Below are 26277 nucleotides of genomic sequence, written 5' to 3' on the forward strand. Positions count from 1 at the left end.
ATGAACCACCCCTTGAACATCGTCGTCCTTGGCCATGGCATGGTCGGGCATAAATTCCTCGAACGCCTGGCCCTGGAAAACGCGCCGCACCTGCACGTCACCGTGCTGTGCGAAGAGCCGCGCCCCGCCTACGACAGGGTGCACCTGTCTGAATTTTTCAGCGGCAAATCGGCCGACGACCTCTCCTTGGTGGCGCCCGGCTTCTTCGACAAGGGCAACGTCGTCCTGAAGCTCAATGCGCGGGCCGTGTCCATCGACCGCGCCGCGAAAACCGTCACGGCCAGCACGGGCGAAGTCTTGATCTACGACAAACTCGTGTTTGCCACCGGCTCGACGCCGTTCGTGCCGCCGCTGCCGGGCAAGGAGCGCGACGGCTGCTTCGTCTACCGCACCATCGAAGACCTGGAAGCCATGCTGGCCTGGGGCGCCCAGTCCCGCACCGGCGTGGTGATCGGCGGCGGCCTGCTGGGCCTCGAATGCGCGAAGGCCCTGCGCGACCTGAAGCTCGACACCCATGTGGTGGAATTCGCGCCGCGCCTGATGGCCGTGCAGGTGGACGAGGGCGGCGCGCGCGTCCTGCGCCGCAAGATCGAGGAACTGGGCGTGACCGTGCACACGCAAAAAAATACCCTGGCCATCGTCGACGGCGAGGCGGCCACGCACCGCATGCAGTTCGCCGACGGCAGCCACCTGGAAGCGGACATGATCGTCTTCTCGGCCGGCATCCGCCCCCGCGACGAACTGGCGCGCGCCTGCGGCCTGGACGTGGGGCCACGCGGCGGCATCGCCATCGACGACAGCTGCGTCACCTCCGACCCGGACATTTATGCCATCGGCGAATGCGCGCTGTGGGGCGGTCTGGTGTTCGGCTTGGTGGCGCCCGGCTATGAAATGGCGCGCATCGCGGCGCGCCATGTGCTGCAGGAGGAGGAAGGAGAAGCGGGCGAAGCGTCGTTCAAGGGCGCCGACATGAGCACCAAGCTCAAATTGATGGGCGTGGACGTGGCCAGCCTGGGCGACCCGCACGGCAATGCGCCGGGCAGCCGCTCCTACCAGTTCATGGACGAGCGCAAGCAGATCTACAAGAAGATCGTCGTTTCCGATTGCGGCAAGTACCTGCTGGGCGGCGTGATGGTGGGCGACGCCAGCGAATACGGCACCTTGCTGCAGATGATGCTCAACAAGATAGAGCTGCCGGCATCGCCCGAATTCCTGATCCTGCCGCAGGCGGACGGCCAGCAAAAGATTGGCCTGGGCGTGGACGCCTTGCCCGAATCGGCGCAAATCTGCTCGTGCAACGACGTGTCGAAAGGCGCGCTGTGCGCGGCCGTCGCCGGGGGCGCCACCACCATCGGCGCTTTGAAAAGCTGCACGAAAGCGGGGACGGCTTGCGGCGGCTGCGTGCCGCTCGTGACGCAGATCATGAAGGCGGAAATGCAAAAGCAGGGCCTGGCAGTCAACAACCACGTGTGCGAACACTTTGCGTACTCGCGCCAGGAGCTGCACCACTTGGTGCGCGTGGGCAAGATCCGCAGCTTCGGCGCGCTCCTGGGCGCGCATGGCCAGGGTTTGGGGTGCGACGTGTGCAAGCCCGTGGCGGCGAATATCCTGGCCTCTTGCTGGAACGATTTCGTGCTCTCTCCCGTGCACGCCAGCTTGCAGGACAGTAACGATTATTTCCTTGGCAATATCCAGAAGGATGGCACCTATTCCGTCGTGCCGCGCATGCCGGGCGGCGAAGTGACGGCCGACGGCTTGATCGCCGTGGGCATGGTGGCGAAAAAATACGGTCTCTACACGAAAATCACGGGCGGCCAGCGGGTCGACCTGTTCGGCGCGCGCGTCGACCAGTTGCCAGCCATCTGGGAAGAACTGATCGCGGCCGGCTTCGAGTCGGGCCACGCCTACGGCAAATCCTTGCGCACGGTCAAATCGTGCGTCGGCTCCACCTGGTGCCGCTACGGCGTGGCCGACAGCGTGGGCTTTGCCATCCAGCTGGAAAACCGCTACAAGGGCTTGCGCACGCCGCACAAGATCAAGTTCGGCGTTTCCGGCTGCACGCGCGAATGCGCCGAGGCGCAAGGCAAGGATATCGGCCTGATCGCCACGGAAAAGGGCTGGAATCTGTACGTATGCGGCAATGGCGGCATGAAACCGCGCCATGCGGAATTGCTGGCGTCCGATCTCGACGAAGCCACCCTGGTGCGCTACGTCGACCGCTTCCTGATGTTTTACGTGCGCACGGCCGACCGCCTGCAGCGCACCAGCGTGTGGCGCGACAACCTGGAAGGGGGTCTCGACTACCTGAAGTCCGTCGTCGTGGCCGACCGCCTGGGCATCGCCCACGAACTGGAGGCGGACATGCAGCACGTGGTCGACACCTATGCGTGCGAGTGGCAGGCAGCCGTCACGGACCCCGCCGTGCGGCAGCGCTTCCGCCATTTCGTCAACAGCGAAAAGAACGATGAAAACGTGGTGTTCGTCGAAGAGCGGGGCCAGATCCGGCCTGCCACGCTTGACGAACGCCGCGGCACCGTGATCCCCATCCTTGCCGTGGAGGCTTGAGCCATGAATGCGATGAATGAACTTTCCGGCGCCACCGCCGACAACTGGGTGGCCATCTGCCCCTTGACCGACATCGTGCCCGACACGGGCGTGTGCGCCTTGCTCAATGGGCGCCACGTGGCCGTGTTCCGCGTCGGCGATGCCGCGCCGCGCGTGTACGCCATCGACAATATCGACCCGAACGCGGGCGCTTCCGTGCTGTCGCGGGGCCTCGTGGGCAGTATCGGGGAGCGCGTCGTCGTCGCCTCGCCCATCTACAAGCAGCATTTCGACCTGGCCAGCGGCGAGTGCATCGAAGCGCCGGAACACTCGGTCGCCGCCTGGCCGGCGCGCGTGTTTGCGGACATGGTGTGGGTGGCCCTGTGAATCCGCCAGTCAGGGCCACTGCGCGTCCCTCGCTGATCGTCGTCGGCAACGGCATGGCCGGCATGCGCACGGTCGAGGAGCTCTTGAAACTCGCGCCGGACCTGTACGACATCACCGTGTTTGGCGCCGAGCCGCACGGCAATTACAACCGCATCCTGCTGTCGCCCGTGCTGGCCGGCGAAAAGTCGGTGGACGACATCATGCTGCATACGCGCGACTGGTATGCGCACAACGGCATCACCCTGCACGCGGGCGACCCCGTCGTGCGCATCGACCGCCAGGCGCGCACCGTGCAGTCGCTGTCCGGCATCACGGTTGCCTATGACCGCCTGCTGCTGGCCACCGGTTCCACGCCCTTCATCGTGCCCGTGCCGGGCCACGCGCTGCCCGGCGTGATCGGCTTTCGCGATATCAGCGACGTCGACACCATGCTGCAGGCGGCGCGCCAGCACCGCCACGCGGTGGTCATCGGCGGCGGCTTGCTGGGGCTGGAAGCGGCCAACGGCTTGCAGCGCCAGGGCATGGACGTCACGGTGGTGCACATGAGCGGCGCCCTGATGAACCAGCAGCTGGACGCGCCCGCCTCGATGCTGCTGAAGACGGCGCTGGAAGCGCGCGGCCTGCGTTTCCTGATGCAGGCGCAAACATCCTCCATTCTGGGCAGCACCCGCGTGGAAGGCGTGCAGTTTGCGGACGGCAGCAGCATTCCCGCCGACCTGGTGGTGATGACGGCCGGCGTGCGGCCCAACATCGCCCTGGCGCAAGCGGCCGGCCTGCACTGCGAGCGGGCCATCGTCGTCGACGATTGCCTGCAAAGCTATGACCCGCGCGTGTACGCCGTGGGCGAATGCGTGCAGCACCGGCGCGCCACCTTCGGCCTGGTGGCGCCCATCTGGGAACAGGCGCGCGTGTGCGGCGCGCACCTGGCCGGCGCGGGCCACCGCCGCTACGTGCAGCAGGCCAGCGCCACCAAATTGAAAGTGACGGGCATCGACCTGTATTCGGCCGGCGACATCATCGGCGGCGAAGGCAGCGAAGACCTGGTGCTGCGCGATCCGCGCCGCGGCGTCTACAAGCGCCTGGTGGTGCAGGGCAGCCGCCTGGCCGGCGCCGTGCTGTATGGCGACGTGCAGGACGGTCCCTGGTATTTCGACTTGATCCAGCAGCGCCGCGACATCAGCAAGCTGCGCGCCCATTTATTGTTTGGCCAGGCGCTGTGCGCCCAGGCCGCCTGACAGCGACCAACAGGATACTTTCATGACTAGCTGCACGCCCGTGAAAACCACTTGCCCGTACTGCGGCGTCGGCTGCGGCGTGGAAGCGACACGCCTGCCCGACGGCGCCATCCGCATCGCCGGCGATACGGCCCACCCGGCCAACCAGGGCCGCCTGTGCGTGAAAGGCTCGGCGCTGGGCGACACCCTGGACCTGGAGAACCGTTTGCTGCAGCCGCAGGTGCGCGTCGACGGCGTGCTGCAGCGCGCCTCCTGGGACGCCGCGCTGGACCAGGTGGCCGGCGGCCTGCGCGCCATCATCGCCGAGCACGGCCCCGACGCGGTGGCCCTGTATGTCTCGGGCCAGCTGCTGACGGAAGATTATTATGTTGCCAATAAATTCATGAAGGGCTATGTGGGCAGCGCGAATATCGACACCAATTCGCGCCTGTGCATGTCGTCGGCCGTGGCGGGCCACAAGCGCGCGTTCGGCGAGGATATCGTACCGGGCTGCTATGACGACCTGGAACTGGCCGACATGGTGGTGCTGGTGGGCTCGAACACGGCCTGGTGCCACCCGATCCTGTTCCAGCGCATCGCCCGCATCCGCGAAACCCGGCCGCACATGAAACTGGTGGTGATCGACCCGCGCCGCACGGCCACCTGCGAGCTGGCCGACTTGCACCTGCCCGTGAAACCGGGCACCGACGTGTGGCTGTTCAACGGCTTGCTGTGCTATCTGGCGCGGGAAGGTGCGATCGACGACGCTTTCGTCACGCAGCACAGTGCGGGCCTCGACGACGCGCTGGCGGCCGCCCACGTGGATTGCGGCGACCCCTTGCAGGTGGCGGCCATCTGCAAGGTCGACCCGCACGCCTTGCTGGCGTTTTACCAGGCGTTTGCCACCACGCGCAAGGTCGTCACCGCGTTTTCCCAGGGCGTGAACCAGTCATCGAGCGGCACGGACAAGGTCAACAGCATCATCAACTGCCATCTGGCGACGGGACGCATCGGCCAGCCCGGCATGGGGCCGTTTTCCCTCACGGGCCAGCCGAACGCCATGGGCGGGCGCGAAGTGGGCGGCCTAGCCAACATGCTGGCCGCGCACCTGGAGCTGGACAAGCCGCTGCACCGCGAGGCCGTACAAACCTTCTGGGACTCGCCGCGCATGGCAAGCAAGCCTGGCCTGAAGGCCGTGGAACTGTTCCACGCGATCGAGGCGGGTAAAGTGAAAGCCGTGTGGATCATCGCCACCAATCCGCTGGTCAGCATGCCGGACGCGGACCAGGTGCGCCGCGCGCTGGCCAAGTGCGAACTGGTGGTGGTGTCGGACATCAGCGCAGGCTCGGATACGAACGTCCATGCCGACGTGCTGCTGCCAGCCCTGGGCTGGGGCGAAAAGGATGGCACGGTGACCAATTCGGAGCGCCGCATCTCGCGCCAGCGGGCGTTTCTGCCGGCGCCCGGCGAAGCGCGCGCCGACTGGGACGTGCTGTGTGACGTGGCGCGGCGCATGGGCCATGCCGGCTTCGATTTCGCGTCGCCGCAGGCCATTTTCGACGAACACGCGCGCCTGTCCGCCTTCCGCAACGCGGGAGAAACGGCGCGCCTGTTCAACCTGGGCCACCTGGCCGGCCTGGATGCGGCGCGCTATGACGCCCTGGCGCCGCAGCAGTGGCCGCAGGGCCAGGCGCGCCTGTTCGGCGACGGCCGTTTCGCGCATGCGGACGGGCGCGCGCGTTTCGTGCCCACGGTGCCGCGCGCGCCGCGTAACATGCCCGACGAAGACTATCCGCTCATCCTGAACACGGGCCGGGTGCGCGACCAGTGGCATACGATGACGCGCACGGGCAAGGCAGCGAAACTGTCGGGGCATATCGCCGAAGCCTTCATCGACCTCCACCCGCAGGATGCGCTGCTGTACAGCGTGCGCGAAGGCGAACTGGCGCGCGTCTCCAGCGCCTGGGGCGCGATGGTGGCGCGCGTCGTGCATGGCGGCGGCATCGCGCGCGGCCAGGTCTTCGTGCCCATCCACTGGAGCGACGCGAATGCGTCCGACGCGCGCGTGGGCGCCGTCGTCAATCCCGTCGTCGATCCCGTCTCGGGCGAACCGGAATTCAAGCACACGCCCGTGCGCATCGAGCAATTCCGCGTGCACTGGCATGCGTTTGTCCTGAGCCGCACGCCCTTGAACCTGGGCGGCGTGGCGCACTGGACGCGCATCCAGGGCGAGCAATTCCTGCGCTACGAACTGGCCGGCCGCCAGCGCATCGAGGACCTGGGCGCCTGGGCGCGCGCGCTGCTGGGCGTGACGGACGAGCATGCCGACTGGCTCGATTATGCGGATGCCAGCGCGGGCGTGTACCGCGCCGTGCACCTGGACGAGGGGCGCATCGCGCAATGCGTGTATGTCTCGCCGCGGCCCGACCTGCCGTCGCGCAGCTGGCTGGCTGGCCTGTTTGCGCACGCGCAAATGGATGCGCTTGATCGCGCCGGCGTGCTGCTGGGCCAGCCCATCGGCAAGGGCATGGACGCCGGTCCCACCGTGTGTTCGTGCTTTGGCGTGGGGCGCAACACCATATGCGCGGCCATCGTGGAACAGAAGCTGACGACGACGGCGCAGGTGACGGCCTGCGTCAAGGCGGGCGGCAATTGCGGCTCCTGCGTACCGGAGATACGACAGTTGCTGCTTGAGGCGCGCAGCGCGGCCTGAAAATCTGTCCTTTCCGGCACGGCTTTGTTATATTGCCAGCTCTATAACAGAGAGGCAGTGTGATGACAGCAGTACAACACCCGACGGTCTGGCTGACGGGCTTGAGCGGCGCCGGCAAGACCAGTATCGCCCTGTCGCTGGCGCAGGCGCTGAAGGCGCAGGGCCGCGCCGTGGCGGTGCTCGACGGCGACCAGCTGCGCCATGGCTTGAACCGCGACCTGGGTTTTACGCCCGAAGACCGGCATGAAAACATCCGCCGCGTGGCCGAAGTGGCGCGCCTGATGAACGGCGCGGACCTGACCGTCATCGCCGCCTTCATTTCGCCCAGCCGCGCCGACCGGGCCATGGCCGCCGCCATCATCGGCACGGCGCATTTCATCGAAGTCCACGTCAGCACCCCGCTGGCCGTGTGCGAGGCGCGCGACGTCAAGGGCCTGTACGCGAAGGCGCGCGCGGGGCAGATCGCCGAATTCACGGGCGTGTCCGCCCCCTACGAAGCGCCGCTGGCGGCCGCGCTGACCCTCGACACGGGCGCCCTGGCGCTGGAAGAGTCGGTCGGGCGTCTGTGCCGGCATTTGCAGCAGCGGCCGTGACGACCTGGCGCAAATGGCTGCGCCGGCACGTGCCCGCCAGCCTGAAGGCGCGCATGAGCGTGGTCGTCTTCCTGCTCGTGCTGGGCGCGGTCGCCTCGCTGGCGCTGGCCACCCTGGCCGTGGCCGAGCGCGGCATGCGCGACGTGACGGGGCGCCAGCAGTACGTATCGCTGTCCAGCGCCGCCGTCTTCATCGATGAAGAACTCGACGCGAAGCGCAATGTGCTGCGCGCGATGGCGGACAGCCTGGCGGCCGGCGGCGCGCACGACGGCGCCAGCCTGCAGCGCTTCCTGGCCGCGCAAACGGTGCTGGGCAAGGAGTTTTATTCGGCCGGCGTGGTCGGCATCGACGGCGTTGTCCTGGCCAGCGTGAGTCCCTTCAAGCCGCAGGCGGGGCTGAGCGTCAAGGGCCGTCCATACTTCGAACAGACGCTGGCGACGCGGCGCTCGGTGATTTCCGCGCCGCTCAACGGCAGCATTTCCGGCATGCCCATCGTCGTGGTGACCCAGCCCGTGTTCGACGCGCAGGGTGGCGTGCGCTATGTGCTGGCGGCCAGCGTGAACCTGCGCCAGCCCGATTTCCTGGGCCGTCTCGGCTCGCTCAAGCCGGGTCCGGGCGGCTACCTGTACATCATGACCAGCGCAGGCGTGATCGTCGAGCATCCCGACAAGTCGCGCATCATGCAGCATATCGAAGCGCATGGCCCCATCAGCGTACCGACGCGGCGCGCCATGCAGGGTTTCGAGGGCTGGCTGACGGGCACCACCTCGCAAGGCGTCGATGCCCTGTTTGCCTACCACCGCATCGCCTCGACGGACTGGATACTGGCTTCCGTCTATCCCATGAGCGACGCGTTCGCGCCGCTGCACGCCATCCGCAGCAAGATCCTGCTGGCCGCAGTGCTGCTGGCCGCGCTGGCGGGCCTGGCCGGCTGGCGCGTGGTGCTGCGCCTGTTGCAGCCTTTGGCGCGCTTGCGCCACCAGGTGCATGAGATCCGCCGTCATCGCCTGGGCATCGACGTGCTGCAAATCGAGCGGCGCGACGAGATCGGCGACTTGAGCCGCGACTTTTACTCGCTGGTGGCCGAGCGCGAAATCGCCGAGGCGCAGACGCGCGGCAGCGAGCGGCGCCTGAAACTGCTGACGGACCATGTGCCCGTGGTGATCGTGTATATCGACCGCGAGCACCGCTACCAGTTCATCAACGCCACGTTTGAAAAATGGTTCGGCAGGTCGCAGCGGGAAAGCCTGATGCAGTCGATCCGCGACGTGCTCGGCGAAGAGGCGTATCAATTGCGCGAAGCCTACCTGCGGCGCGCTTTTGCGGGCGAGGAGGTTGAATATGAATTTACCATCGGCGGCGAAGGGGAGGCCGGCCCGCGCGCCTTCCAGACCAGTTACGTGCCCGACGTGGGCGAGAGCGGCGCCGTGGAAGGCGTGTATGGCCTGATCCACGAAATCACCAAGACCAAGGCGGTGCATACGGCGCTGCAGTCTGCCGCCGCCACCGATACCCTGACGGGCATCGCCAACCGGCGCCGCTTCGACGAGCAGCTGGCGCTAAGCATGCAGCGCACGCGGGCCGCGCGCGCGCCGATGGCGCTGGCCTATCTCGATATCGACCGTTTCAAGGCCATCAACGACAGCCTGGGACACAAGGCGGGTGACGAGGTGTTGAAGGAATTCGCCGCGCGCCTGGTGCGCAGCGTGCGCGCCAGCGATCTGGTGGCGCGCCTGGCCGGCGATGAATTCGTGATCATTCTCGAAGGCGTGAACGGCGCGGCGGAAGTGCGCCAGGTCGGCGCCAAGATCATCGACGCCATCCGCCAGCCCTTCGAGCTGGCCGGCGGCCCGCTGCCGGTGACGACCAGCATCGGCATCGCCATCTTCCGCGAAGGCGCGCTGACGCCGGCGCAGTTGCTGGACCTGGCCGACCAGGCCCTGTATGTCGCCAAGGGGCAGGGCCGCGACGGCGTGGCGCTGCTCGAGGCGGCGCCGTAGGTTTTACTTACAGGGTGGTGCTCCAGTGGTCGAGCTGCTGCGTGGTGGCCGTCACGCCGCCGCACACGATGACGAGCACCTTGCGGTAGGGCGCCAGTTCCGGCGCCTTGCCGTAGACGGCCGCCAATGCGGCGCCGCAGGCCGGCTCCACCACCAGGCGCTGGTCGGTGATGAAGCGCTGGCAGGCGTCGACGGCGGCCCGGTCCGACACCACCACGCTGTGCAGCGGGCGCGTCTGGCTGATGGCAAACGCTTGCGCGCAGACCTGGCGCGCGGCCAGCGACGTGGCGATGCTGCTCACGGCCGGCAGGGCCACGTGTTCGTGCGCGGCCACGGCCGCCGCCAGCGACGCGGCGCCTTGCGTTTCCACGGCCACCAGGGCCACGTCATCCCAGCCATTGCGTTGCAATCCTTCGGCCACGCCGGCCAGCAGGCCGCCGCCGCCCACCGACAGCACCACGGCGTCCGGCTTCAGGCCCGCGCGAGCCACTTCATCGATCATGCCGGCGTGGCCCTGCCACAGCAGCGGGTCGTCGAACGGATGCAAAAAGGCGTCTTGCGGCGTGAGCATCGACTGCGCCAGCGCATTCGCTTCCTGCCACGCGGCGCCGTGCACGATGACTTCGGCGCCTTCCTGCGCGATCAGGGCCCTGGCCCGTTCGCTGGTCGTTTCCGGCACGACGACGATGACGGGGATGCCCAGCTGGCGTCCCGCATAGGCGACGGCGATGCCGGCATTGCCGCCGGAAGAGGAGATGAAACGGCTGGCGCCGCGCCGCGCGTATTCTTCGCAGGCGAGGCCGATGCCGCGGATCTTGAAGGAGCCGGGCGGCTGCAAGGCTTCGAGCTTGAGCCAGATGGCGCGTTCGCTGTGCAGGCTCAGGGCGCGCGAGTTGAGCAAGGGAGTTTCGATGTGCAGGGCCATGCGGGTTCCTGGTAAACGGTCAGGCCAGCATCATAGCCGAAGCGCCCGCGCCACCGCGTCACCCTTGCTGATACATGACTGCTGCTAGTTCAGCGGGGCGTTCTTGAGCTGGTGCGTGCGCGCCACTTCCTTCATCGCTTCGAGCAGGTCGTCGCGCAGCTGGCGCGGCAGCTTGCCGAAGAATTCCTCGTCGTTCTGGTCGGCCATCCCGGCCAGCACGGGCACCAGCGCCTCGCCTTCCGTGGTCAGTTCGATCGAATGCTGGCGGCGGTCGGCCAGCAGGATCGATTTGCTGACCATGCCCTTGCTTTCCAGGCGGTCGATCAGTTTCGATACGGCGCCCTTGCTCATGCCGGACACTTGCGCCAGCACCGTGGGCGAGGTGCAGCCCAGGCGGAACATTTCGCGCAGCACCACCCATTCGGAGACCGTCACGCCATTGGCCTCGGCTTTTTTCTGGAAGCTGTGGGAAACGTGGTTGGAGACGAAACGCAGCCAGTAACCGAGATGGGCTTCCAGCTCGCTGACGGGGACGCTGTTGGGATGGGCGGCTTGCGGCATGGCGGCCGTTTCAAAATTATGGCTCATTTCTTTTCCTTCACTGGGCGGCGTTGCCGGCATGGTTAAGGCCTTCACGCTTGCTGTCGAGTGGTTTGTTTGGGAACAATCATCGTGCTTGAGGTATTTCTAACACTGTTTTCACAGGAAATCACTTACCGGCAAAGAGTTTTTCCTTTTTTCTTGCTCTGGATAGATAAAAAACAATATCAAGCGAATAATCGTATTGCCAGAGAGGAAGATTAAAAAAATAACTCATGTTGCATCAATGGTAACAGGATTTTTGCCGAATTGATAAATATTTCATATCATTCCGTGTGCTTGCCCACATACGACGTATTGCCCGCGCGACAGTGCGAGGTTTTGATGCAGAAATGCGGCCCGCTCAGGCCAGCACCACCTTCACGCCCGCTTCGCGCAGTACTTCGGCAAAGCGGGGCGGCGGCGGCGCATCCGTAAACAAGATATCGACTTGCGCCAGGTCGGCCAGCCGCACCAGCGCCTTGCGGCCGAATTTGTGCTGGTCGGCCACCAGCCATACTTCGCGCGACTGCTCGATGATGGCTTGCGCCACCTTCACTTCGCGCGCGTCGAAGTCGCGCAGGCTGCCATCCTCGTCAATGCTGGAAATGCCGATGATGCCGATGTCGACCTTGAACTGGCGGATGAAGTCGATGGTGGCTTCGCCCACGATGCCGCGGTCGCGCCCGCGCACCACGCCGCCGGCCACGATGACTTCGCAGGCGGCGTTGTCGGCCAGGATGGCGGCCACGTTCAGGTTGTTCGTCACCACGTGCAAGCCCGTGTGCCGGCCCAGCGCGCGCGCCACTTCCTCGGTCGTCGTGCCGATATTGATCAGCAGCGAGCAGCCGTGCGGCACTTGCGCGGCGACGGCGGCGGCGATGCGCCGCTTGGCCTCGCTGTTGAACACTTGCCGCTGGCTGTAATCGATGTTTTCCACGGACGAGGGCAAGCCGACCCCGCCGTGGTAGCGGGCCAGCAGGCGCGCTTCTTCCATCTGCTTGACGTCGCGGCGCACGGTTTGCGGCGTCACGCCCAATTGCTGGGCCAGCTCCTCGACGGACATGGTGACCTTCTGGCGCACCACTTCGAGCAGGCGGCGCTGGCGGGGATTCAAAATCATGGGCTTGTCTCTTTAAAAATCAAAAACGAACAGAAACGAACAAATAGTGATGAAAATATGTTGCTATGAGTTCGCATTCTGGCGTATCTTATTCATATTGCATGCGTATTACTAGATGGTGATCTTAACGACAGTCGCCGGCGATGCCTAGTCTTTCCTCGCCGCCCTTTCCCCGACAGACACGGAGTCCCGATGGCCGCAGCACAGCAAGGTATGGAGACAGCGATGGCATACGACGTGCTGGTGGTCGGCGGCGGCATCAATGGCGCCGGCATCGCGCGCGACGCGGCCGGACGGGGCCTGTCCGTGCTGCTGTGCGAAAAGGACGACCTGGCCGCGCACACCTCGTCCGCGTCCACCAAGCTGATACACGGCGGCCTGCGCTACCTCGAATACTATGAATTCGGCCTCGTGCGCAAGGCGCTGATCGAGCGCGAAGTACTGCTGCGCTCGGCGCCGCACATCATGTGGCCGCTGCGCTTCGTCATGCCGCACGCCAAGGGCCAGCGCCCGGCCTGGCTGATACGCGCCGGCCTGTTTCTCTACGACATGCTGGCGAAGCGGGAAATCCTGCCTGCCTCCAGCGGCATCGACTTGACCCGTCACGCGGCTGGCACACCGTTGAAACCCGAGTTCAAGCGGGGCTTCGTGTATTCCGACGGCTGGGTCGACGATGCGCGCCTGGTGGTCCTGAATGCCATCGACGCGGCGGACAAGGGCGCGCAGGTGCTGACGCAGACGCGCTGCACGGCCCTGTCACGCGACGGTGCGGGCGGGGACGCTGCCTGGCTGGCCACCTTGCAGCACGCCAGCGGGCGGCAGAGCACGGTGCGCGCGCGCAGCATCGTCAATGCTGCCGGGCCGTGGACGGCCGAGTTCCTGCAGCAGGCCGCGCCCGGTGGACAGGGCCGGCATTTGCGCCTGATCAAGGGGAGCCATATCGTCGTCAAGCGCCTGTTCGAGCATGATCATGCCTACATCTTCCAGCATCCGGACGGGCGCATCGTGTTTGCCATTCCGTATGAGCACGATTTCACCCTGATCGGCACTACCGACCTAGACTATCACGGCGACACCGGCAAGGTGGAAATCGATGACGAGGAAATTCGTTACTTGTGCGAGCTTTCCAGTTACTATTTCAGCAAGCCAATCTCGCCGGCCGACGTGGTCTGGACGTATGCGGGCGTGCGCCCGCTGGTGGAAGATGCGGCGGCCGACGCCAAGGCCGTCACGCGCGATTACCGCTTCGAGCTGGACCAGGAAGGTGCGCCGCTGCTCAGCGTTTTCGGCGGCAAGATCACCACCTTCCGCAAGCTGGCCGAGGAAGCCATGGACATGCTGGCACCCTTGCTGGGCAATACGCTGCCGGCCTGGACAGCCAGCGCCTGCCTGCCCGGCGGCGACGTGTTCGGCAGCACGCCGCAGAACCGGTCCGTGCGCGAGTTCGGCCAGTTCGTGCAAGGCTTGCAGCGCGAGTACGCGTGGCTGCCGGCGGCGCTGGTGGCGCGCTATGCACGCGCCTACGGCACGCGCATCCACGCGCTGCTCGCCGGGCGCAGGGACGTGGCGGCCATGGGCGAGGAAATTGCCGCCGGCCTGTACGCGGCGGAAGTCGATTATGTGCGGCGCCATGAATGGGCCGTCAGCGCGGCCGACATCCTGTGGCGGCGCTCCAAGCTGGGCCTGCACCTGCCGCGCGACACAGCGGACACGCTCGACGCCTGGCTGTTGCAGCATCCTTTGTCATAAGCAGCACCTTTTGCCGTAAGCAGCAGCCGTAAGCAGCACACGTTGGCGACCGCGCCCCGCAGAGGGTGCGGCGAAGAACAAGAAACCATCACTGGAGGAGAAGCGCGTGCAACTGGTACTGGACAAGATCAGCAGGAAGCAGGGGGCTGACGACTTTTTATATCCGATGTCGCTGGCCCTCGTGCCGGGCGCCATCAACGTCTTGCTGGGCACCACGCGTGCCGGCAAGACGACCCTGATGCGCGTGATGGCGGGCCTGGACAAGCCCAGCGGGGGCACGGTGACGGCCGATGGCATCGACGTGACGGGCGTGCCCGTCAGCAAACGCAACCTGGCCATGGTGTACCAGCAATTCATCAACTATCCGGCCTTCACCGTCTACGACAATATCGCTTCGCCTTTGCGCTTGCGCAAGGAACCCGAGGAACAGATCCGCACGAAAGTGCTCGCGCTGGCCGAGCGCCTGCACATCACGCCGTATCTGCAGCGCACGCCCGGAGAATTGTCCGGCGGCCAGCAGCAGCGCACGGCGCTGGGGCGCGCGCTGATCAAGGATGCATCCTTGCTGCTGCTCGACGAGCCGCTCGTCAACCTCGACTATAAATTGCGCGAGGAATTGCGCCGCGAATTGACGGAACTGTTTTCCGGCGGCAGCACGACGGTCGTGTACGCCACCACGGAACCGCTGGAAGCGCTGCAGCTGGGCGGCCACGTGGCCGTGCTGCACGAGGGCCGCCTGCTGCAGCAGGGGCCGACCCTGGACGTCTTCAACGCCCCCAATTCCATCGATGTGGCGCGCACCTTCAGCGACCCGCCCATCAACCTGATCCCCGCGCGCGTGGATGCGCACGGCGTGGCGCAGGCGGCCGACGGCCTGGCCATCCACCTGAGCGGCGCGCAGCGCGCCCGCCTGGGCGACCGCACGGAGGTGATCCTCGGCGTGCGCGCGCACAGCCTGCATCTGTCTCCCCAGTTCGATGGCGACGTGCCCATCGCGGCGCAGGTGGATCTGGCGGAAATCAGCGGCTCGGAAACCTATGTGCATGCGCGCCGCGGCGAGCTGGCCCTGGTGGCGCAGCTGGGCGGCGTGCACAACCTGGAGATCGGCAGCGCCTGCACCGTGTATTGCCAGCCGCACGCCTTGCTGATCTTCGCGCAAGACGGCGGGTTGCTGTTTGCTCCAGAACAAGGAGGAGCTTGACATGGCGCGCATCGAACTGGTGGACCTGGCGCACGCCTATAAACCGAACCCGACGGCGCCAAGCGACTATGCGCTGCGGCCCATGAGCATGGAATGGCATGACGGCGGCGCGTATGCCTTGCTGGGGCCGTCCGGCTGCGGCAAGACGACCTTGCTCAATATCATTTCCGGCCTCGTGAAACCGTCGCATGGCAAGGTGCTGTTCGACGGCAAGGATGTGACGCAGCTGCCGACCGAGGCGCGGAATATCGCGCAAGTGTTCCAGTTTCCCGTCATCTACGACACCATGACCGTGCACGACAACCTGGCGTTTCCGTTGCGCAATCGCGGCTGGAAAGAGACGGAAGTCAAAAAGCGCGTGCAGCAGGTGGCGCAGATGCTGGAATTGACGGGCGACTTGAAATTGCGCGCCAGCGGCTTGTCCGTGGACGCCAAGCAAAAGATTTCGCTGGGCCGCGGTCTCGTGCGCCCGGACGTGGCGGCCGTGCTGTTCGACGAACCGCTGACGGTGATCGATCCGCACCTGAAATGGCTGCTGCGCCGAAAACTCAAGGAAATCCACCACGAACTGAAGTTATCCTTGATCTACGTCACGCACGACCAGGTGGAAGCCTTGACCTTTGCCGACCAGGTGGTCGTCATGACGCAGGGCGAGGTAGTGCAGACGGGCAGCGCGCAAGCGCTGTTCGAGGAACCGGAACACACGTTCGTCGGCTATTTCATCGGCAATCCGGGCATGAATTTGCTCGATTGCACCTTGGACGATGGTGGCGTGCGCGTGGCGGGGCAGGCGCTGGCCGTGTCCGCCGCCGCACGTGCAGCGCTGTCGGGTGCGCAAGGGAAAATCACGGTGGGCGTGCGGCCCGAATTCGTCGAGTGCGTCAAGGCGTATCCGGGAGAAGAGGGGGGCGACCATTGCCTGGACGCCACGGTCACGGCCGTGCGCAACATGGGTACGCATTACCTGGCGGAATTCCAGCTGGGCGGCGCGACGGTGGCGGCCAAGCTGCGCACCATCGACGCGGTGGCCGGGAATGCCGTGCGGCTGCGCTTCCCGCCGCAACGCACTTTGTTCTATGTCAACGATAAGCGGGTGGCCTGATGATACATAACGGTAAAACCGATAACAACCGCCGCGCCTGGCTATTGATCTTGCCCGTGCTGCTGTGCGTGGCCTTTTCCGCCATCCTGCCCCTGATGACGGTGGTGAACTATTCCGTGCAGGATATTCTGAGCCCCACGCAAAAGGTCTTCGTGGGCACCGAGTGGTTCCGCATGGTCATGCTGGATGGCGACTTGCACAGCGCCTTGCTGCGCCAGCTGCTGTTTTCCGGCTCCGTGCTGGCGATCCAGATTCCGCTGGGCATCTTGATTGCCCTGTGCATGCCGGCCGATGGCTGGAAGGCGTCGCTGGCGCTGGTGCTCATCGCGCTGCCCTTGCTGATCCCCTGGAACGTGGTGGGCACCATCTGGCAAATCTTTGGCCGCGGCGACATCGGCCTGATGGGCTATACCTTGAATCAATTGGGTTTTGATTACAATTACAACGGCAACTCGCTCGACGCGTGGCTGACGGTGATGGTGATGGATATCTGGCACTGGACGCCGCTGGTGGTGCTGCTGTGCTATGCGGGCTTGCGCGCCATTCCCGACGCGTATTACCAGGCGGCGCGCATCGACGGCGCTTCGCGCCTGGCCGTGTTCCGCTACATCCAGCTGCCGAAACTGCGCAATGTGCTGATGATCGCCGTCTTGCTGCGCTTCATGGACAGTTTCATGATCTACACGGAACCGTTCGTGCTGACGGGCGGCGGTCCCGGCAATGCGACCACCTTTTTGTCGCAGTATCTGACGCAAAAGGCCGTGGGCCAGTTCGACCTGGGGCCGGCGTCCGCGTTTTCCCTGATCTATTTCCTCATCATCCTGCTGTTCTGCTTTGTGCTGTACACGTGGATGCAGCGCGTCGGCACGGGAGACCAGAAATGATGCACAAGAAAATGAGCAGCGCCATCCTGACCGTCTTCCTGCTGGGCTCCTTGCTGCCCATCTACTGGATGCTCAATATGTCGCTCAAGACCAACGAGGAAATCGTCGGCGTACTGAGCCTGTGGCCCCAGCAATTGACGTTCGCCAACTACCACACGATTTTTACGGACCGGTCCTGGTACAGCGGCTACATCAATTCCATGATTTATGTGGCCTTGAACATGGTGATGTCCGTCACGGTGGCCTTGCCGGCCGCGTATGCTTTCTCGCGCTACAACTTTGTCGGCGACAAGCATTTGTTCTTCTGGCTCTTGACCAACCGCATGACGCCGCCCGCCGTCTTCCTCGTCCCGTTCTTCCAGCTGTATTCGACGGTGGGCCTGATGGATACGCATCTGGCCGTGGCGCTGGCGCACATGGTCTTCAACGTGCCGCTGGCAGTGTGGATTTTGGAAGGCTTCATGTCCGGCGTGCCGAAGGAAATCGACGAGACGGCGTATATCGACGGCTACAGCTTTCCCCGCTTCTTCATCCGCATCTTCTTGCCGATGATCAAGTCTGGCGTGGGCGTGACGGCGTTCTTCTGTTTCATGTTCAGCTGGGTGGAACTGTTATTGGCGCGCACCTTGACGTCCGTCAATGCCAAGCCGATTGCCGCCACCATGACGCGCACCGTGTCGGCGGCCGGCATGGACTGGGGCGTGCTGGCGGCGGCCGGCGTGCTGACCATCGTGCCCGGCGCGCTGGTGATCTGGTTCGTGCGGCATTACATAGCCAAGGGTTTCGCGATGGGGAGGGTGTGACATGGAAAATACCGATAGCACAGCCAGCCTGTTCGGCTGGATGGCCTGGACGCCGGAAGTGGCCATCTTCTTCATTTGCATCGGCTTGATGCTGGCCGGCATGACGGTGTGGCAAATCCGTTCGCCCAGCATCGAACGCAAGGGTTTCCTGCCCATGCCGACCACGCGCGGCGACCGTTTGTTCATCGGGCTGTTGACGGCCGCCTACGTGAACCTGGCGTGGGCGGGGTTCACGGAAATGCAGCAGGCCATCGGGGCTGGCATCAGTTTTGTAGTGTTGTTGGTGGTAATGCGTTGGGGATAAGTCGTAGATGAGAATACCGGCCCGCCACCGCAGGCCGGATGACAACTAAAAAGGAGATTCACGATGAAATTGAAGTTCACGGTCTTCGCGGCTGCGGCCATGCTCGTGTCGAATGCGGCCCTGGCGGACGCCAAGCAGGCGCAAACCTGGATCGACAAGGAATTCCAGCCATCCAGCCTGAGCAAGCAGCAACAGCTTGCTGAAATGAAATGGTTCATCGATGCGGCGGCCAAGCTGAAAGCCAAGGGCATCAAGGAAATTTCCGTGGTCTCGGAAACCATCGACACCCACGTCTACGAATCGAAGACCCTGGCCAAGGCCTTCGAGGAAATCACGGGCATCAAGGTGCGCCACGACATCATCCAGGAAGGCGACGTGGTGGAAAAGCTGCAAACGTCCATGCAGTCCGGCAAGAGTATCTATGACGGCTGGATTTCCGATTCCGACCTGATCGGCACCCACTACCGCTATGGCGCCGTGGAACCCTTGTCCGACTACATGGCCGCCAAGGGCAAGGAATTCACGAATCCGGGCCTGGACTTGAAGGATTTTATCGGCATCAGCTTTACGACGGCGCCGGACGGCAAGGTGTATCAATTGCCCGACCAGCAATTCGCCAACCTGTACTGGTTCCGCGCCGACTGGTTCGCGCGCAAGGATTTGCAAGCCAAGTTCAAGGCCAAGTACGGCTACGAGCTGGGCGTGCCGCAGAACTGGTCCGCGTATGAAGACATCGCCGATTTCTTCACGAATGACGTGAAGGAACTGGATGGCAAGAAAGTCTATGGCCACATGGATTACGGCAAGAAAGACCCTTCGCTGGGCTGGCGCTTCACCGATGCGTGGCTGTCGATGGCTGGCGCGGCCGACAAGGGCATTCCGAACGGCATGCCGGTCGACGAGTGGGGTATCAAGGTAGCGGCCGACAAGTGCACACCCGTGGGCGCCTCGATGTCGCGCGGCGGCGCCACCAATTCGCCGGCGGCCGTGTTTGCGCTGACGAAATACATCGACTGGATGAAGAAATACGCGCCGCCGCAGGCGAACGGCATGAATTTTTCGGAATCGGGCCCCGTGCCGGCGCAGGGTGAAATCGCCCAGCAAATCTTCTGGTACACGGCATTTACGGCCGGCATGACGAAACCGGGTTTGCCAGTGGTCAATAAGGACGGCACGCCGAAATGGCGCATGGCGCCGTCGCCGCATGGCCCGTACTGGAAAGAGGGCATGCAGAACGGCTACCAGGACGTCGGTTCCTGGTTCCTGTTCAAGTCCACGCCGGACGACCGCAAGGCCGCCGCCTGGCTGTACGCGCAATTCGTCACGTCGAAAACCGTGTCGCTGAAGAAATCCATCGTCGGCCTGACTTTTATTCGCGATTCCGACATCCGCCACGATTATTTTACGAAGCACGCGAACGAGTACGGCGGCTTGATCGAGTTCTACCGCAGCCCCGCCCGCGTGGCGTGGACGCCGACCGGCAACAACGTGCCCGACTATCCGAAGCTGGCGCAGCTGTGGTGGAAGAACGTGGCCACGGCGATTACGGCGGAAAAAACGCCGCAGGCTGCCATGGATAACCTGGCCGAGGAAATGGACCAGGTCATGGCGCGATTGCAGCGGGCCGGCATGAAGGCGTGCGCGCCCAAGCTCAATCCGAAGGTCGATCCGAACCAGTATCTGTCGGACCAGCATGCCCCATGGAAAAAGCTGGCGAATGAAAAGCCGAAGGGTGAAACGATTGCCTACGATAAATTATTGCAGGCTTGGAAAGAAGGCAAGGTAAGGTAGTCGTGTAAGCTTCTGCCGGGGCTGTCCCGAGGGCACGGAGCGAATCGGCTCCGTGCCTGTTTTTACCCGATTTTCGCACCACCAGACAATGACCAAATACATACTTGCTTTAGATCAGGGCACCACCAGTTCGCGCGCCATCCTGTTCGACCATGCGGGCCGGCCGCACGCCAGCGCGCAGCGCGAGTTTCGCCAGATTTTTCCCCAGCCGGGCTGGGTCGAGCATGACGCGAACGACATCTGGGCCTCGCAAGAGGCCGTACTGCAGCAGGTGTTGCGCGACAGCGGCGTGGCAGCATCCGACGTGGCCGCCATCGGCGTGACCAACCAGCGCGAAACGACGGTGCTGTGGGACCGCGCCACGGGCGCGCCCGTCGCCAACGCCATCGTCTGGCAAGACCGCAGAAACGCCGCTTACTGCGAGCAACTGGTCGAGCAGGGCCAGGCGGACGTGATCCAGCGCAAGACGGGTCTCGTGCTGGATGCCTATTTTTCCGCCACCAAGTTGAAATGGCTGCTCGACAACGTTCCCGGCGCCCGCGCGCGCGCCGAACGGGGAGAGCTGGCCTTCGGCACCGTCGACAGCTGGCTGATCTACAAGATGAGCGGCGCCCACTTGACGGACACGAGCAACGCGGCGCGCACCATGCTGTTCAATATCCATACCTTGCAGTGGGATACGGACTTGCTGGCGCTGCTCGACATTCCCGCCTCCCTGCTGCCCGACGTCGTGCCATCGAGCGGCGTGGCGGCGCACACGCATGCCAACTTGCTGGGCGTGTCCGTGCCTATCGCCGGCATCGCTGGCGACCAGCAGGCCGCCACGTTCGGCCAGGCGTGTTTGAAACCGGGCATGGCGAAGAATACCTACGGCACGGGTTGCTTCATGCTGATGAACGTGGGCAAGCGCCCCTTGCCTTCGAAAAATCGGTTGTTGACGACGGTGGGCTGGAGCCTGGGCCCAGGATCGGATAGAACTGACTATTTGCTCGAAGGCAGCGCCTTTATCGCGGGCGCGGCCGTGCAATGGATGCGCGACGGCATCGGCATCATCCGCGACTCGTCCGAAGTGGAAGCCTTGGCCACCAGCGTGCCCGATTCGGGCGGCCTCGTCTTCGTGCCCGCGTTCGCGGGCCTGGGCGCGCCATACTGGGACCCGTATGCGCGCGGCACCCTGATCGGCATCACGCGCGGCACGGGCAAGGCGCACATCGCGCGCGCGGCGCTCGAAGGCGTGGCGTACCAGAACGTGGATGTGCTGTCCGCCATGCAGGACGATGCGGGCATCGCGCTATCCGAGCTGCGTGTGGACGGCGGCGCGGCCCGCAACGACATGCTGATGCAGTTCCAGGCCGACATCTTGAATGTGCCCGTGGTGCGTCCTGTAGTGACGGAAACGACGGCCCTGGGCGCCGCCTACCTGGCGGGCCTGGCCGTGGGTTTCTGGGACTCGCAGGAAGAAATCGCCGCCCAGTGGCAGGTGGGGCGCCGCTTCGAACCGGCCATGGCGGCCGACGAACGCCTGACACGGCTGCACAAGTGGCAGCGTGCCGTCGAACGGTCGCGCGACTGGAGCGAGTGAGTCAGGGAATCAGCCGGGATCAGGGCCGCGCGTAATACACGGCATAGCCCACCGTTTCGCGCGGCACGGAATACAGGTCGCGCAGCTCGAAATAAGGGGCGTGCACCTGGCCGCTGACGGCGATGCCGCTGCGCTCCAAAGCCAGCCGGAAGCGGGGCACGTGGAAGTATTGCGTGGCCACCATGGCCGTGCTCCAGCCGTGCTCGCGCATTAGCGTAGCCGTATTGCGTGCCGTGGCCTCCGTGGTCCAGCCTTGATTATCCTCAATGATGGCGCTGGCTGGCACGCCGCGCGACTGCAGGTAGCGGGCCATCGATGCGGCCTCGTCAAAACCTTCCTTGCCCGTTGCCCCGCTGACGAGGATGCGGGGCGCCCGGTGTGCCTGGAATTGCTGGAGCGCCACGTCGAGCCGTGCCTGCAGGCGGGGGCTGGGCGTGCCGTCAGGCAGGATCGTATTGCCGGGCACGACGATCACGTCGGCGGGCGCCAGCTTGTCGTTGAGTCCGGCCAGCACCAGGGCGGCGGTGGCCAGCAGGAAAGTGATCAGCGCCAGCAGGGCGGTCCATCGTATTGTTCGCATCGCTATGCATCCAGCAGGTTTTTCGTGAGCGCGACTGTAGCAGATGGCGGATGACTTGCGCGTTCTCAAGCCGGCGCAGGGGGATATTCGTCTATGCTAAGCTTGGTTATATGGCAACCCTGTGTGCCACCCCTCTGCATTGGAGAACCGCATGACAGCCGTATCCAGCATCCTGATCGCCATGGCCTTCGCCGCGCAGGCGGGCCAGTCCGACCCGTCGAACCAGTATGACCGCTCCGGGTCCGCCGGGCGCGGCGACGATATCCAGCTCGTTTGCTATGGCGAGGCGGAAAAGATCACCATGGAAAACCGTTCCGGCATGGAGTGGGACAACGACAGGCACAAGTATGTGCAGAAATCCACGCTGGAGACGGGCAAGAGCAATTTCGATACGGCCGTGAATGTTTCCATTCACGGCAGCGCGGCGCAAATCCGCTTGCCGAAGCAACTGATTCCACCGATTCATGCCGACAGCAACGATGGCTGGTGGGACGTGATGGATCTGGTCGTCGGTCACGATGAAATCCGCGGTCGTTTCCAGCTGAACGCCTTGAATCGTCCTACCCTCGTGATCAACCGCCGCAGCGGCGTGATCACGGTCGATGGCTTGATCAAGTTCAGCGGCCGCTGCGACGCCGATGACGGGCACCGGCGCTTTTAATCTCCGTACTTAGGCGGCGCTGGCCGCTTTCCGTGCGCGCTGGTTCGACAGATAAATATTGTCCTTTTCCAGCGGCTTGCCTTCGCGCACGGCAGCGAGCCAGTCCTGCGTGCTGACGACGGCGGCGAAATTCGAGTGGAACACGGCGCTGAACACGCGGTGGATTTCTTCGGCGCTGGCCGTGCCGCCCGCGTTGCTGTAGGGCAGGGTGCCGGTGGCGTCCTGTAGGAACTCGACTTGCAGGCCGTCGTGCGCGGCGTGGAAGATCGTGGCGGCATCGCAATTGTGCGTCATGTAGCCGACCACCGTCAGGGTGTCGATGCCGTGGCTGCCCAGCCAGGCCTGCAAGTCCGTGCCCGCGAAGGCGCTGCCCATGACCTTGTTGATGCGGTGGTCGGCGGTAAAGGCGGCCACTTGCGGATGCAGCTGCCAGCCGTCGCTGCCCTTGGCAAAGATGGGAGAGGCTTCCGGCGCATCGTGCTGGACGACGATCACGGGCACGCCGGCGGCGCGGGCAGCAGCCATGGCGGTGACGATGTTGGGCAGGGAAATATCGACGGATGGATATTCGATGGGCATGTCGCCCGTAAAGTATTCATTTTGCACGTCGATGACGAGCAGGGCGCGGCGCGGGGCGGTGGAAGCGTGGGTGGACATGGTTTCTCCTGGAACGGTTGAAAGAGGATGGACTTCCTCGATAGCGCCATTTTCAAGCCGCGCGCCGCAAATAAAAAGTGGCCCGAAGGCCTATGTACGATAAAATCGGGCCATGCCTACCGTTCCTGCACCTTCCTCCCCCTTGAGCGTGGCCGTGATCGCCTTCGACGGCATGACGCCATTCCACTTGTCCGTGCCTTGCCTCGTGTTTGGCGCCCAGACGGACGAGGCCGACCTGCCGCCTTTCCACGTGCGCGTGTGCGCCGCCGATCCCGTGCCCTTGCGCACGGCGGCCGGCTTCGGCATCACGCCCGAGTTCGGTCTGGAAGGGCTGGAAGGGGCCGATATTGTCATCATGCCGGCCTGGCACGACGATTGCCGCGATGCGCCGCCGCCCCTGGTCGCGGCGCTGCAGGCTGCCAGCCGGCGCGGCGCGCGCATGGTGGGGCTGTGCCTGGGTGCGTTTCCCCTGGCGCAGGCGGGCTTGTTGGAGGGCAAGTGCGCAGCCACGCACTGGGGCATGGCGGAGCGGCTGGCAGCCCGCTATCCTAGGGTCAGGGTGGATCGGGAAGTGCTGTACGTGGACGATGGCGGCGTGCTGACGTCGGCCGGCGTGGCGGCCGGCCTCGATTGCTGCCTGTATCTGCTGCGCCAGCTGGCGGGCGCCGAGGTGGCCAACCGGGTGGCGCGCCGGCTGCTGGTGGCGCCGCACCGCCAGGGCGGGCAGGCGCAATTCATCGAGCGCCCGCTGCCCGTGTCCGGCAGCGAAGGGCGCTTTGCCGAGGTGCTGGCTTGCGTGACGGCCAATCTGGGCATACCCCACAGCATCGACGCGCTGGCCGAACGGGCCGCCATGAGCCGGCGCAACTTCACGCGCCATTTCCGCCAGGCGACGGGCACGTCGTTCAAGCAGTGGCTGCTGAACCAGCGTCTTGCGCATGCGCAAGGCTTGCTGGAAAAGAGCGGGGCCTCGATCGACGTCGTGGCGCAGGAGGCCGGCTTCGGCACGGCCCTGTCCTTGCGCCAGCACTTTCGGGCGAACCTGCAGACGTCGCCTTCGGCGTACCGCAAGCTGTTCCGGCAGCAGCTAGGCCAGCTCGCTTGACCAGAGCAGCGCCGGGTCCCGGCTGCCCTGGGGTAGCAGTGCGCTGACGGCGATTTGCCGCGCGATGAAGGCGGCCGGCTCGAAGGCATGGCGCTCCTGGAAGGACACGGTTTCCGCGCTCATCAGTTCCGAATAGGTTTGCATCAAGGTCGAGGCGCAGCGGTAATTGCCTTGCTCAAGATACGTGTCGATGGCGGCCAGCAGCATGGGGTAATCCGCATTGTCCTTGCTGCCGCCGAAGTTGAACGACAGCTGTCCGCAGGCACGCCAGATGGGGTCGATTTCCCCTTCCGGCACCGGCTGCGTGCGCAGCCATTGCAAGGATTTCAAGGGCGGGCCGCCGAACGAGGGGGGCGAAATGATGGCCTGGATCGCCACCTTGACGGCCTCATCGATTCTTCCCGCGCGCACATACTGGCCGTGCAGCAGCGCCAGCGCATCCGTGTATTCGGGCAGGAGGGCGAGCGCCGCTTCCAGCAGCGCGATGGCCGCGTCCGGGTTGCGCTGGGAGATATGCTCCTTGGCCGCCAGGAAGGCGGCGCGCGGCGAAGCGGGGTCGTCGTCCAGCGTTGGCGCGGCGACATACTCGTCTTCCGCTGCCGCGAGGGCTTGCAAAAACGCCGCCAGGCTGGAAAAATTCGGCTGCAAGCGCCATTCGTCATGCCACGTTTCGACGACGATCGGTTCGGATGCTTCGCGGCCGATGGGCCAGTACAGGCCGAACGTGTCGCCATTGCCCAGCGCGCCTTCGAAGAAGGGATTGAAGCCGAGCGGCGGGTAGGGTGCGCTGTGTTGCCAGTCTTGTTCCACCGAGATGTGGGCGAGTTGTGCAGGTAGTAGCATGGAAGTGGCAGAGGAAAAAACGCCAGTGTAGAGCAAGCGGGCGCCACTGGCACGCACCGTCGGAGCGTGTGGCGGTACGCCAGGCCTGGGGCATTGCCGTGCTGATAATCGCCGTGCTGATAAAATAATTGCTTCTTCGCCCAGGCCGGCCCCCATGTCCAGCACCCCCCATCCTGCCATCGACCTCAGCTTTCGTAGCTACGCGGAAATCGGCGCGCCGAACCGGCATGACTTCGTGCAGCTGGTGCTGCCCCTGCACGGCCAGTTGCTGCTGGATATCGACGGCAAGCAGGGCAAGGTGGATGCGCAGCAGGGCGTGGTGATCCCGGCCAATACCTGGCACGCACAGCATAGCCGGGTTGCCAACCACTCGATCATTCTCGACGTGGATGCGGCGGCCGTGGAGCAGGGCAGCTGGGGCCGCCTGCTGGAGCGGCCGTATGCGGCGCTGGGGCCGGGTGCCCGCAAGCTGATCGAATACCTGGGCATCATGGCCGGGCAGCAGGCGCTGACGCCGGCCGTCATCCAGGGCTGGACACCGCTGCTGCTGGACACCTTGCTGCAGACCGCGCCGCAGGCGCGCTCGCGGCTGGCCGCGCTGCTGGCGCGCGTGCAGGCCGAGCCTGGCTTGCCCTGGTCGACGGCATCGATGGCGCGCTTTGCCAACCTCAGCGTCAGTCGCCTGCATGCACTGTTCCGCGAAGAAATGGATACCAGTCCGCATGCCTGGCTACAGCAGCAGCGGATAGGGCGGGCCTGCGACTTGCTCACCGCCAGCGACGCCAGCATTGCCGAGATCGCGCTGGCGGCCGGCTTTTCCGAGCAGAGCGCGCTGACGCGGGCCATGCGCGACAGCATCGACGCCACGCCAGCCGCTTACCGGCGCCAACGTCGCGAGAACCGGTCAAAAACGCAGTAGATGGCGCCAAGAACGGGC

The 26277-nt window shown here is 64.8% G+C and carries 23 protein-coding genes; 17 read left to right on the top strand and 6 right to left on the bottom strand.

Features of this window, described 5'->3' with window-relative positions:
- From nirB to O3298_RS08200, 6 genes are all read left to right on the top strand, one after another.
- On the top strand, nt 1–2565 hold the full coding sequence (gene nirB / locus O3298_RS08175) for a nitrite reductase large subunit NirB (RefSeq protein ID WP_305059000.1): 2565 nt from the start codon (nt 1–3) through the stop codon (nt 2563–2565).
- Between the two features lie 12 nt (nt 2566–2577).
- Nucleotides 2578–2931: a nitrite reductase small subunit NirD gene (gene nirD / locus O3298_RS08180; RefSeq protein ID WP_099667321.1), complete on the top strand. Its 354-nt coding sequence runs from the start codon at nt 2578–2580 to the stop codon at nt 2929–2931.
- On the top strand, nt 2928–4166 hold the full coding sequence (locus tag O3298_RS08185) for an NAD(P)/FAD-dependent oxidoreductase (protein WP_305059001.1): 1239 nt from the start codon (nt 2928–2930) through the stop codon (nt 4164–4166). Before nirD ends, O3298_RS08185 begins: the two co-directional genes overlap by 4 nt.
- A gap of 22 nt (nt 4167–4188) precedes the next feature.
- Nucleotides 4189–6858: a nitrate reductase gene (locus O3298_RS08190; RefSeq protein WP_289910663.1), complete on the top strand. Its 2670-nt coding sequence runs from the start codon at nt 4189–4191 to the stop codon at nt 6856–6858.
- A 62-nt stretch (nt 6859–6920) separates the two neighbouring features.
- Nucleotides 6921–7451, top strand: a complete 531-nt coding sequence (gene cysC / locus O3298_RS08195) for an adenylyl-sulfate kinase (RefSeq protein ID WP_289910662.1) — start codon at nt 6921–6923, stop codon at nt 7449–7451.
- A complete protein-coding gene (locus O3298_RS08200) occupies nt 7448–9451 on the top strand; it encodes a diguanylate cyclase domain-containing protein (protein ID WP_305059002.1) in 2004 nt (667 codons plus the stop codon). Before cysC ends, O3298_RS08200 begins: the two co-directional genes overlap by 4 nt.
- A 7-nt stretch (nt 9452–9458) precedes the next feature.
- Here the strand turns inward: O3298_RS08200 and O3298_RS08205 are convergent, their stop codons facing one another.
- From O3298_RS08205 to O3298_RS08215, 3 genes are all read right to left on the bottom strand, one after another.
- Entirely contained in the window at nt 9459–10376 is a 918-nt protein-coding gene (locus O3298_RS08205) for a pyridoxal-phosphate dependent enzyme (protein WP_289910660.1), read from the bottom strand.
- A gap of 84 nt (nt 10377–10460) precedes the next feature.
- Nucleotides 10461–10964: a MarR family winged helix-turn-helix transcriptional regulator gene (locus tag O3298_RS08210; RefSeq protein WP_077406479.1), complete on the bottom strand. Its 504-nt coding sequence runs from the start codon at nt 10962–10964 to the stop codon at nt 10461–10463.
- 355 nt (nt 10965–11319) lie between these two features.
- Nucleotides 11320–12078, bottom strand: a complete 759-nt coding sequence (locus tag O3298_RS08215; RefSeq protein WP_180278743.1) for a DeoR/GlpR family DNA-binding transcription regulator — start codon at nt 12076–12078, stop codon at nt 11320–11322.
- Between the two features lie 225 nt (nt 12079–12303).
- Between O3298_RS08215 and glpD the strand changes: the two genes are divergently transcribed.
- From glpD to glpK, 8 genes are all read left to right on the top strand, one after another.
- A complete protein-coding gene (gene glpD / locus O3298_RS08220) occupies nt 12304–13827 on the top strand; it encodes a glycerol-3-phosphate dehydrogenase (RefSeq protein ID WP_289910658.1) in 1524 nt (507 codons plus the stop codon).
- A 106-nt stretch (nt 13828–13933) separates the two neighbouring features.
- Complete coding sequence (locus tag O3298_RS08225; protein WP_305059003.1) at nt 13934–15028, top strand: ABC transporter ATP-binding protein; 1095 nt, start codon at nt 13934–13936, stop codon at nt 15026–15028.
- Between the two features lies 1 nt (nt 15029).
- Nucleotides 15030–16130: an ABC transporter ATP-binding protein gene (locus tag O3298_RS08230; protein ID WP_289910655.1), complete on the top strand. Its 1101-nt coding sequence runs from the start codon at nt 15030–15032 to the stop codon at nt 16128–16130.
- Nucleotides 16130–17014, top strand: coding sequence for a carbohydrate ABC transporter permease (locus O3298_RS08235; protein WP_034754965.1), 885 nt, complete (start codon nt 16130–16132; stop codon nt 17012–17014). Before O3298_RS08230 ends, O3298_RS08235 begins: the two co-directional genes overlap by 1 nt.
- Nucleotides 17011–17817: a carbohydrate ABC transporter permease gene (locus tag O3298_RS08240; RefSeq protein ID WP_369811511.1), complete on the top strand. Its 807-nt coding sequence runs from the start codon at nt 17011–17013 to the stop codon at nt 17815–17817. Before O3298_RS08235 ends, O3298_RS08240 begins: the two co-directional genes overlap by 4 nt.
- A 1-nt stretch (nt 17818) precedes the next feature.
- Complete coding sequence (locus tag O3298_RS08245; RefSeq protein ID WP_369811512.1) at nt 17819–18121, top strand: DUF2160 domain-containing protein; 303 nt, start codon at nt 17819–17821, stop codon at nt 18119–18121.
- A 63-nt stretch (nt 18122–18184) separates the two neighbouring features.
- On the top strand, nt 18185–19912 hold the full coding sequence (locus O3298_RS08250) for an ABC transporter substrate-binding protein (protein WP_034779106.1): 1728 nt from the start codon (nt 18185–18187) through the stop codon (nt 19910–19912).
- An 88-nt stretch (nt 19913–20000) separates the two neighbouring features.
- A complete protein-coding gene (glpK, locus tag O3298_RS08255) occupies nt 20001–21494 on the top strand; it encodes a glycerol kinase GlpK (RefSeq protein ID WP_305057578.1) in 1494 nt (497 codons plus the stop codon).
- A gap of 19 nt (nt 21495–21513) precedes the next feature.
- Here the strand turns inward: glpK and O3298_RS08260 are convergent, their stop codons facing one another.
- Nucleotides 21514–22074, bottom strand: a complete 561-nt coding sequence (locus O3298_RS08260; protein WP_305057577.1) for a YdcF family protein — start codon at nt 22072–22074, stop codon at nt 21514–21516.
- A gap of 151 nt (nt 22075–22225) precedes the next feature.
- On the opposite strand from O3298_RS08260, the gene O3298_RS08265 reads away from it, so the two are divergent.
- Entirely contained in the window at nt 22226–22735 is a 510-nt protein-coding gene (locus O3298_RS08265) for a hypothetical protein (RefSeq protein ID WP_289914175.1), read from the top strand.
- A gap of 9 nt (nt 22736–22744) precedes the next feature.
- Here O3298_RS08265 and O3298_RS08270 read toward each other — a convergent pair whose 3' ends face one another.
- Complete coding sequence (locus O3298_RS08270; protein WP_305057576.1) at nt 22745–23392, bottom strand: cysteine hydrolase family protein; 648 nt, start codon at nt 23390–23392, stop codon at nt 22745–22747.
- 112 nt (nt 23393–23504) lie between these two features.
- Between O3298_RS08270 and O3298_RS08275 the strand changes: the two genes are divergently transcribed.
- Nucleotides 23505–24497, top strand: a complete 993-nt coding sequence (locus tag O3298_RS08275) for a GlxA family transcriptional regulator (RefSeq protein WP_305057575.1) — start codon at nt 23505–23507, stop codon at nt 24495–24497.
- On the opposite strand, the gene O3298_RS08280 is transcribed toward O3298_RS08275, so the two are convergent.
- The gene (locus tag O3298_RS08280; protein WP_305059004.1) at nt 24480–25340 is read right to left on the bottom strand and encodes a tetratricopeptide repeat protein; all 861 of its coding nucleotides are present in this window, start codon (nt 25338–25340) and stop codon (nt 24480–24482) included. The genes O3298_RS08275 and O3298_RS08280 overlap by 18 nt on opposite strands.
- A 154-nt stretch (nt 25341–25494) precedes the next feature.
- Between O3298_RS08280 and O3298_RS08285 the strand changes: the two genes are divergently transcribed.
- Complete coding sequence (locus O3298_RS08285) at nt 25495–26259, top strand: AraC family transcriptional regulator (RefSeq protein WP_289914179.1); 765 nt, start codon at nt 25495–25497, stop codon at nt 26257–26259.
- Nucleotides 26260–26277: the final 18 nt, after the last annotated feature.

Source organism: Janthinobacterium sp. SUN137 (assembly GCF_030587265.1).
Taxonomy (GTDB): Bacteria; Pseudomonadota; Gammaproteobacteria; order Burkholderiales; family Burkholderiaceae_D; genus Janthinobacterium; species Janthinobacterium kumbetense.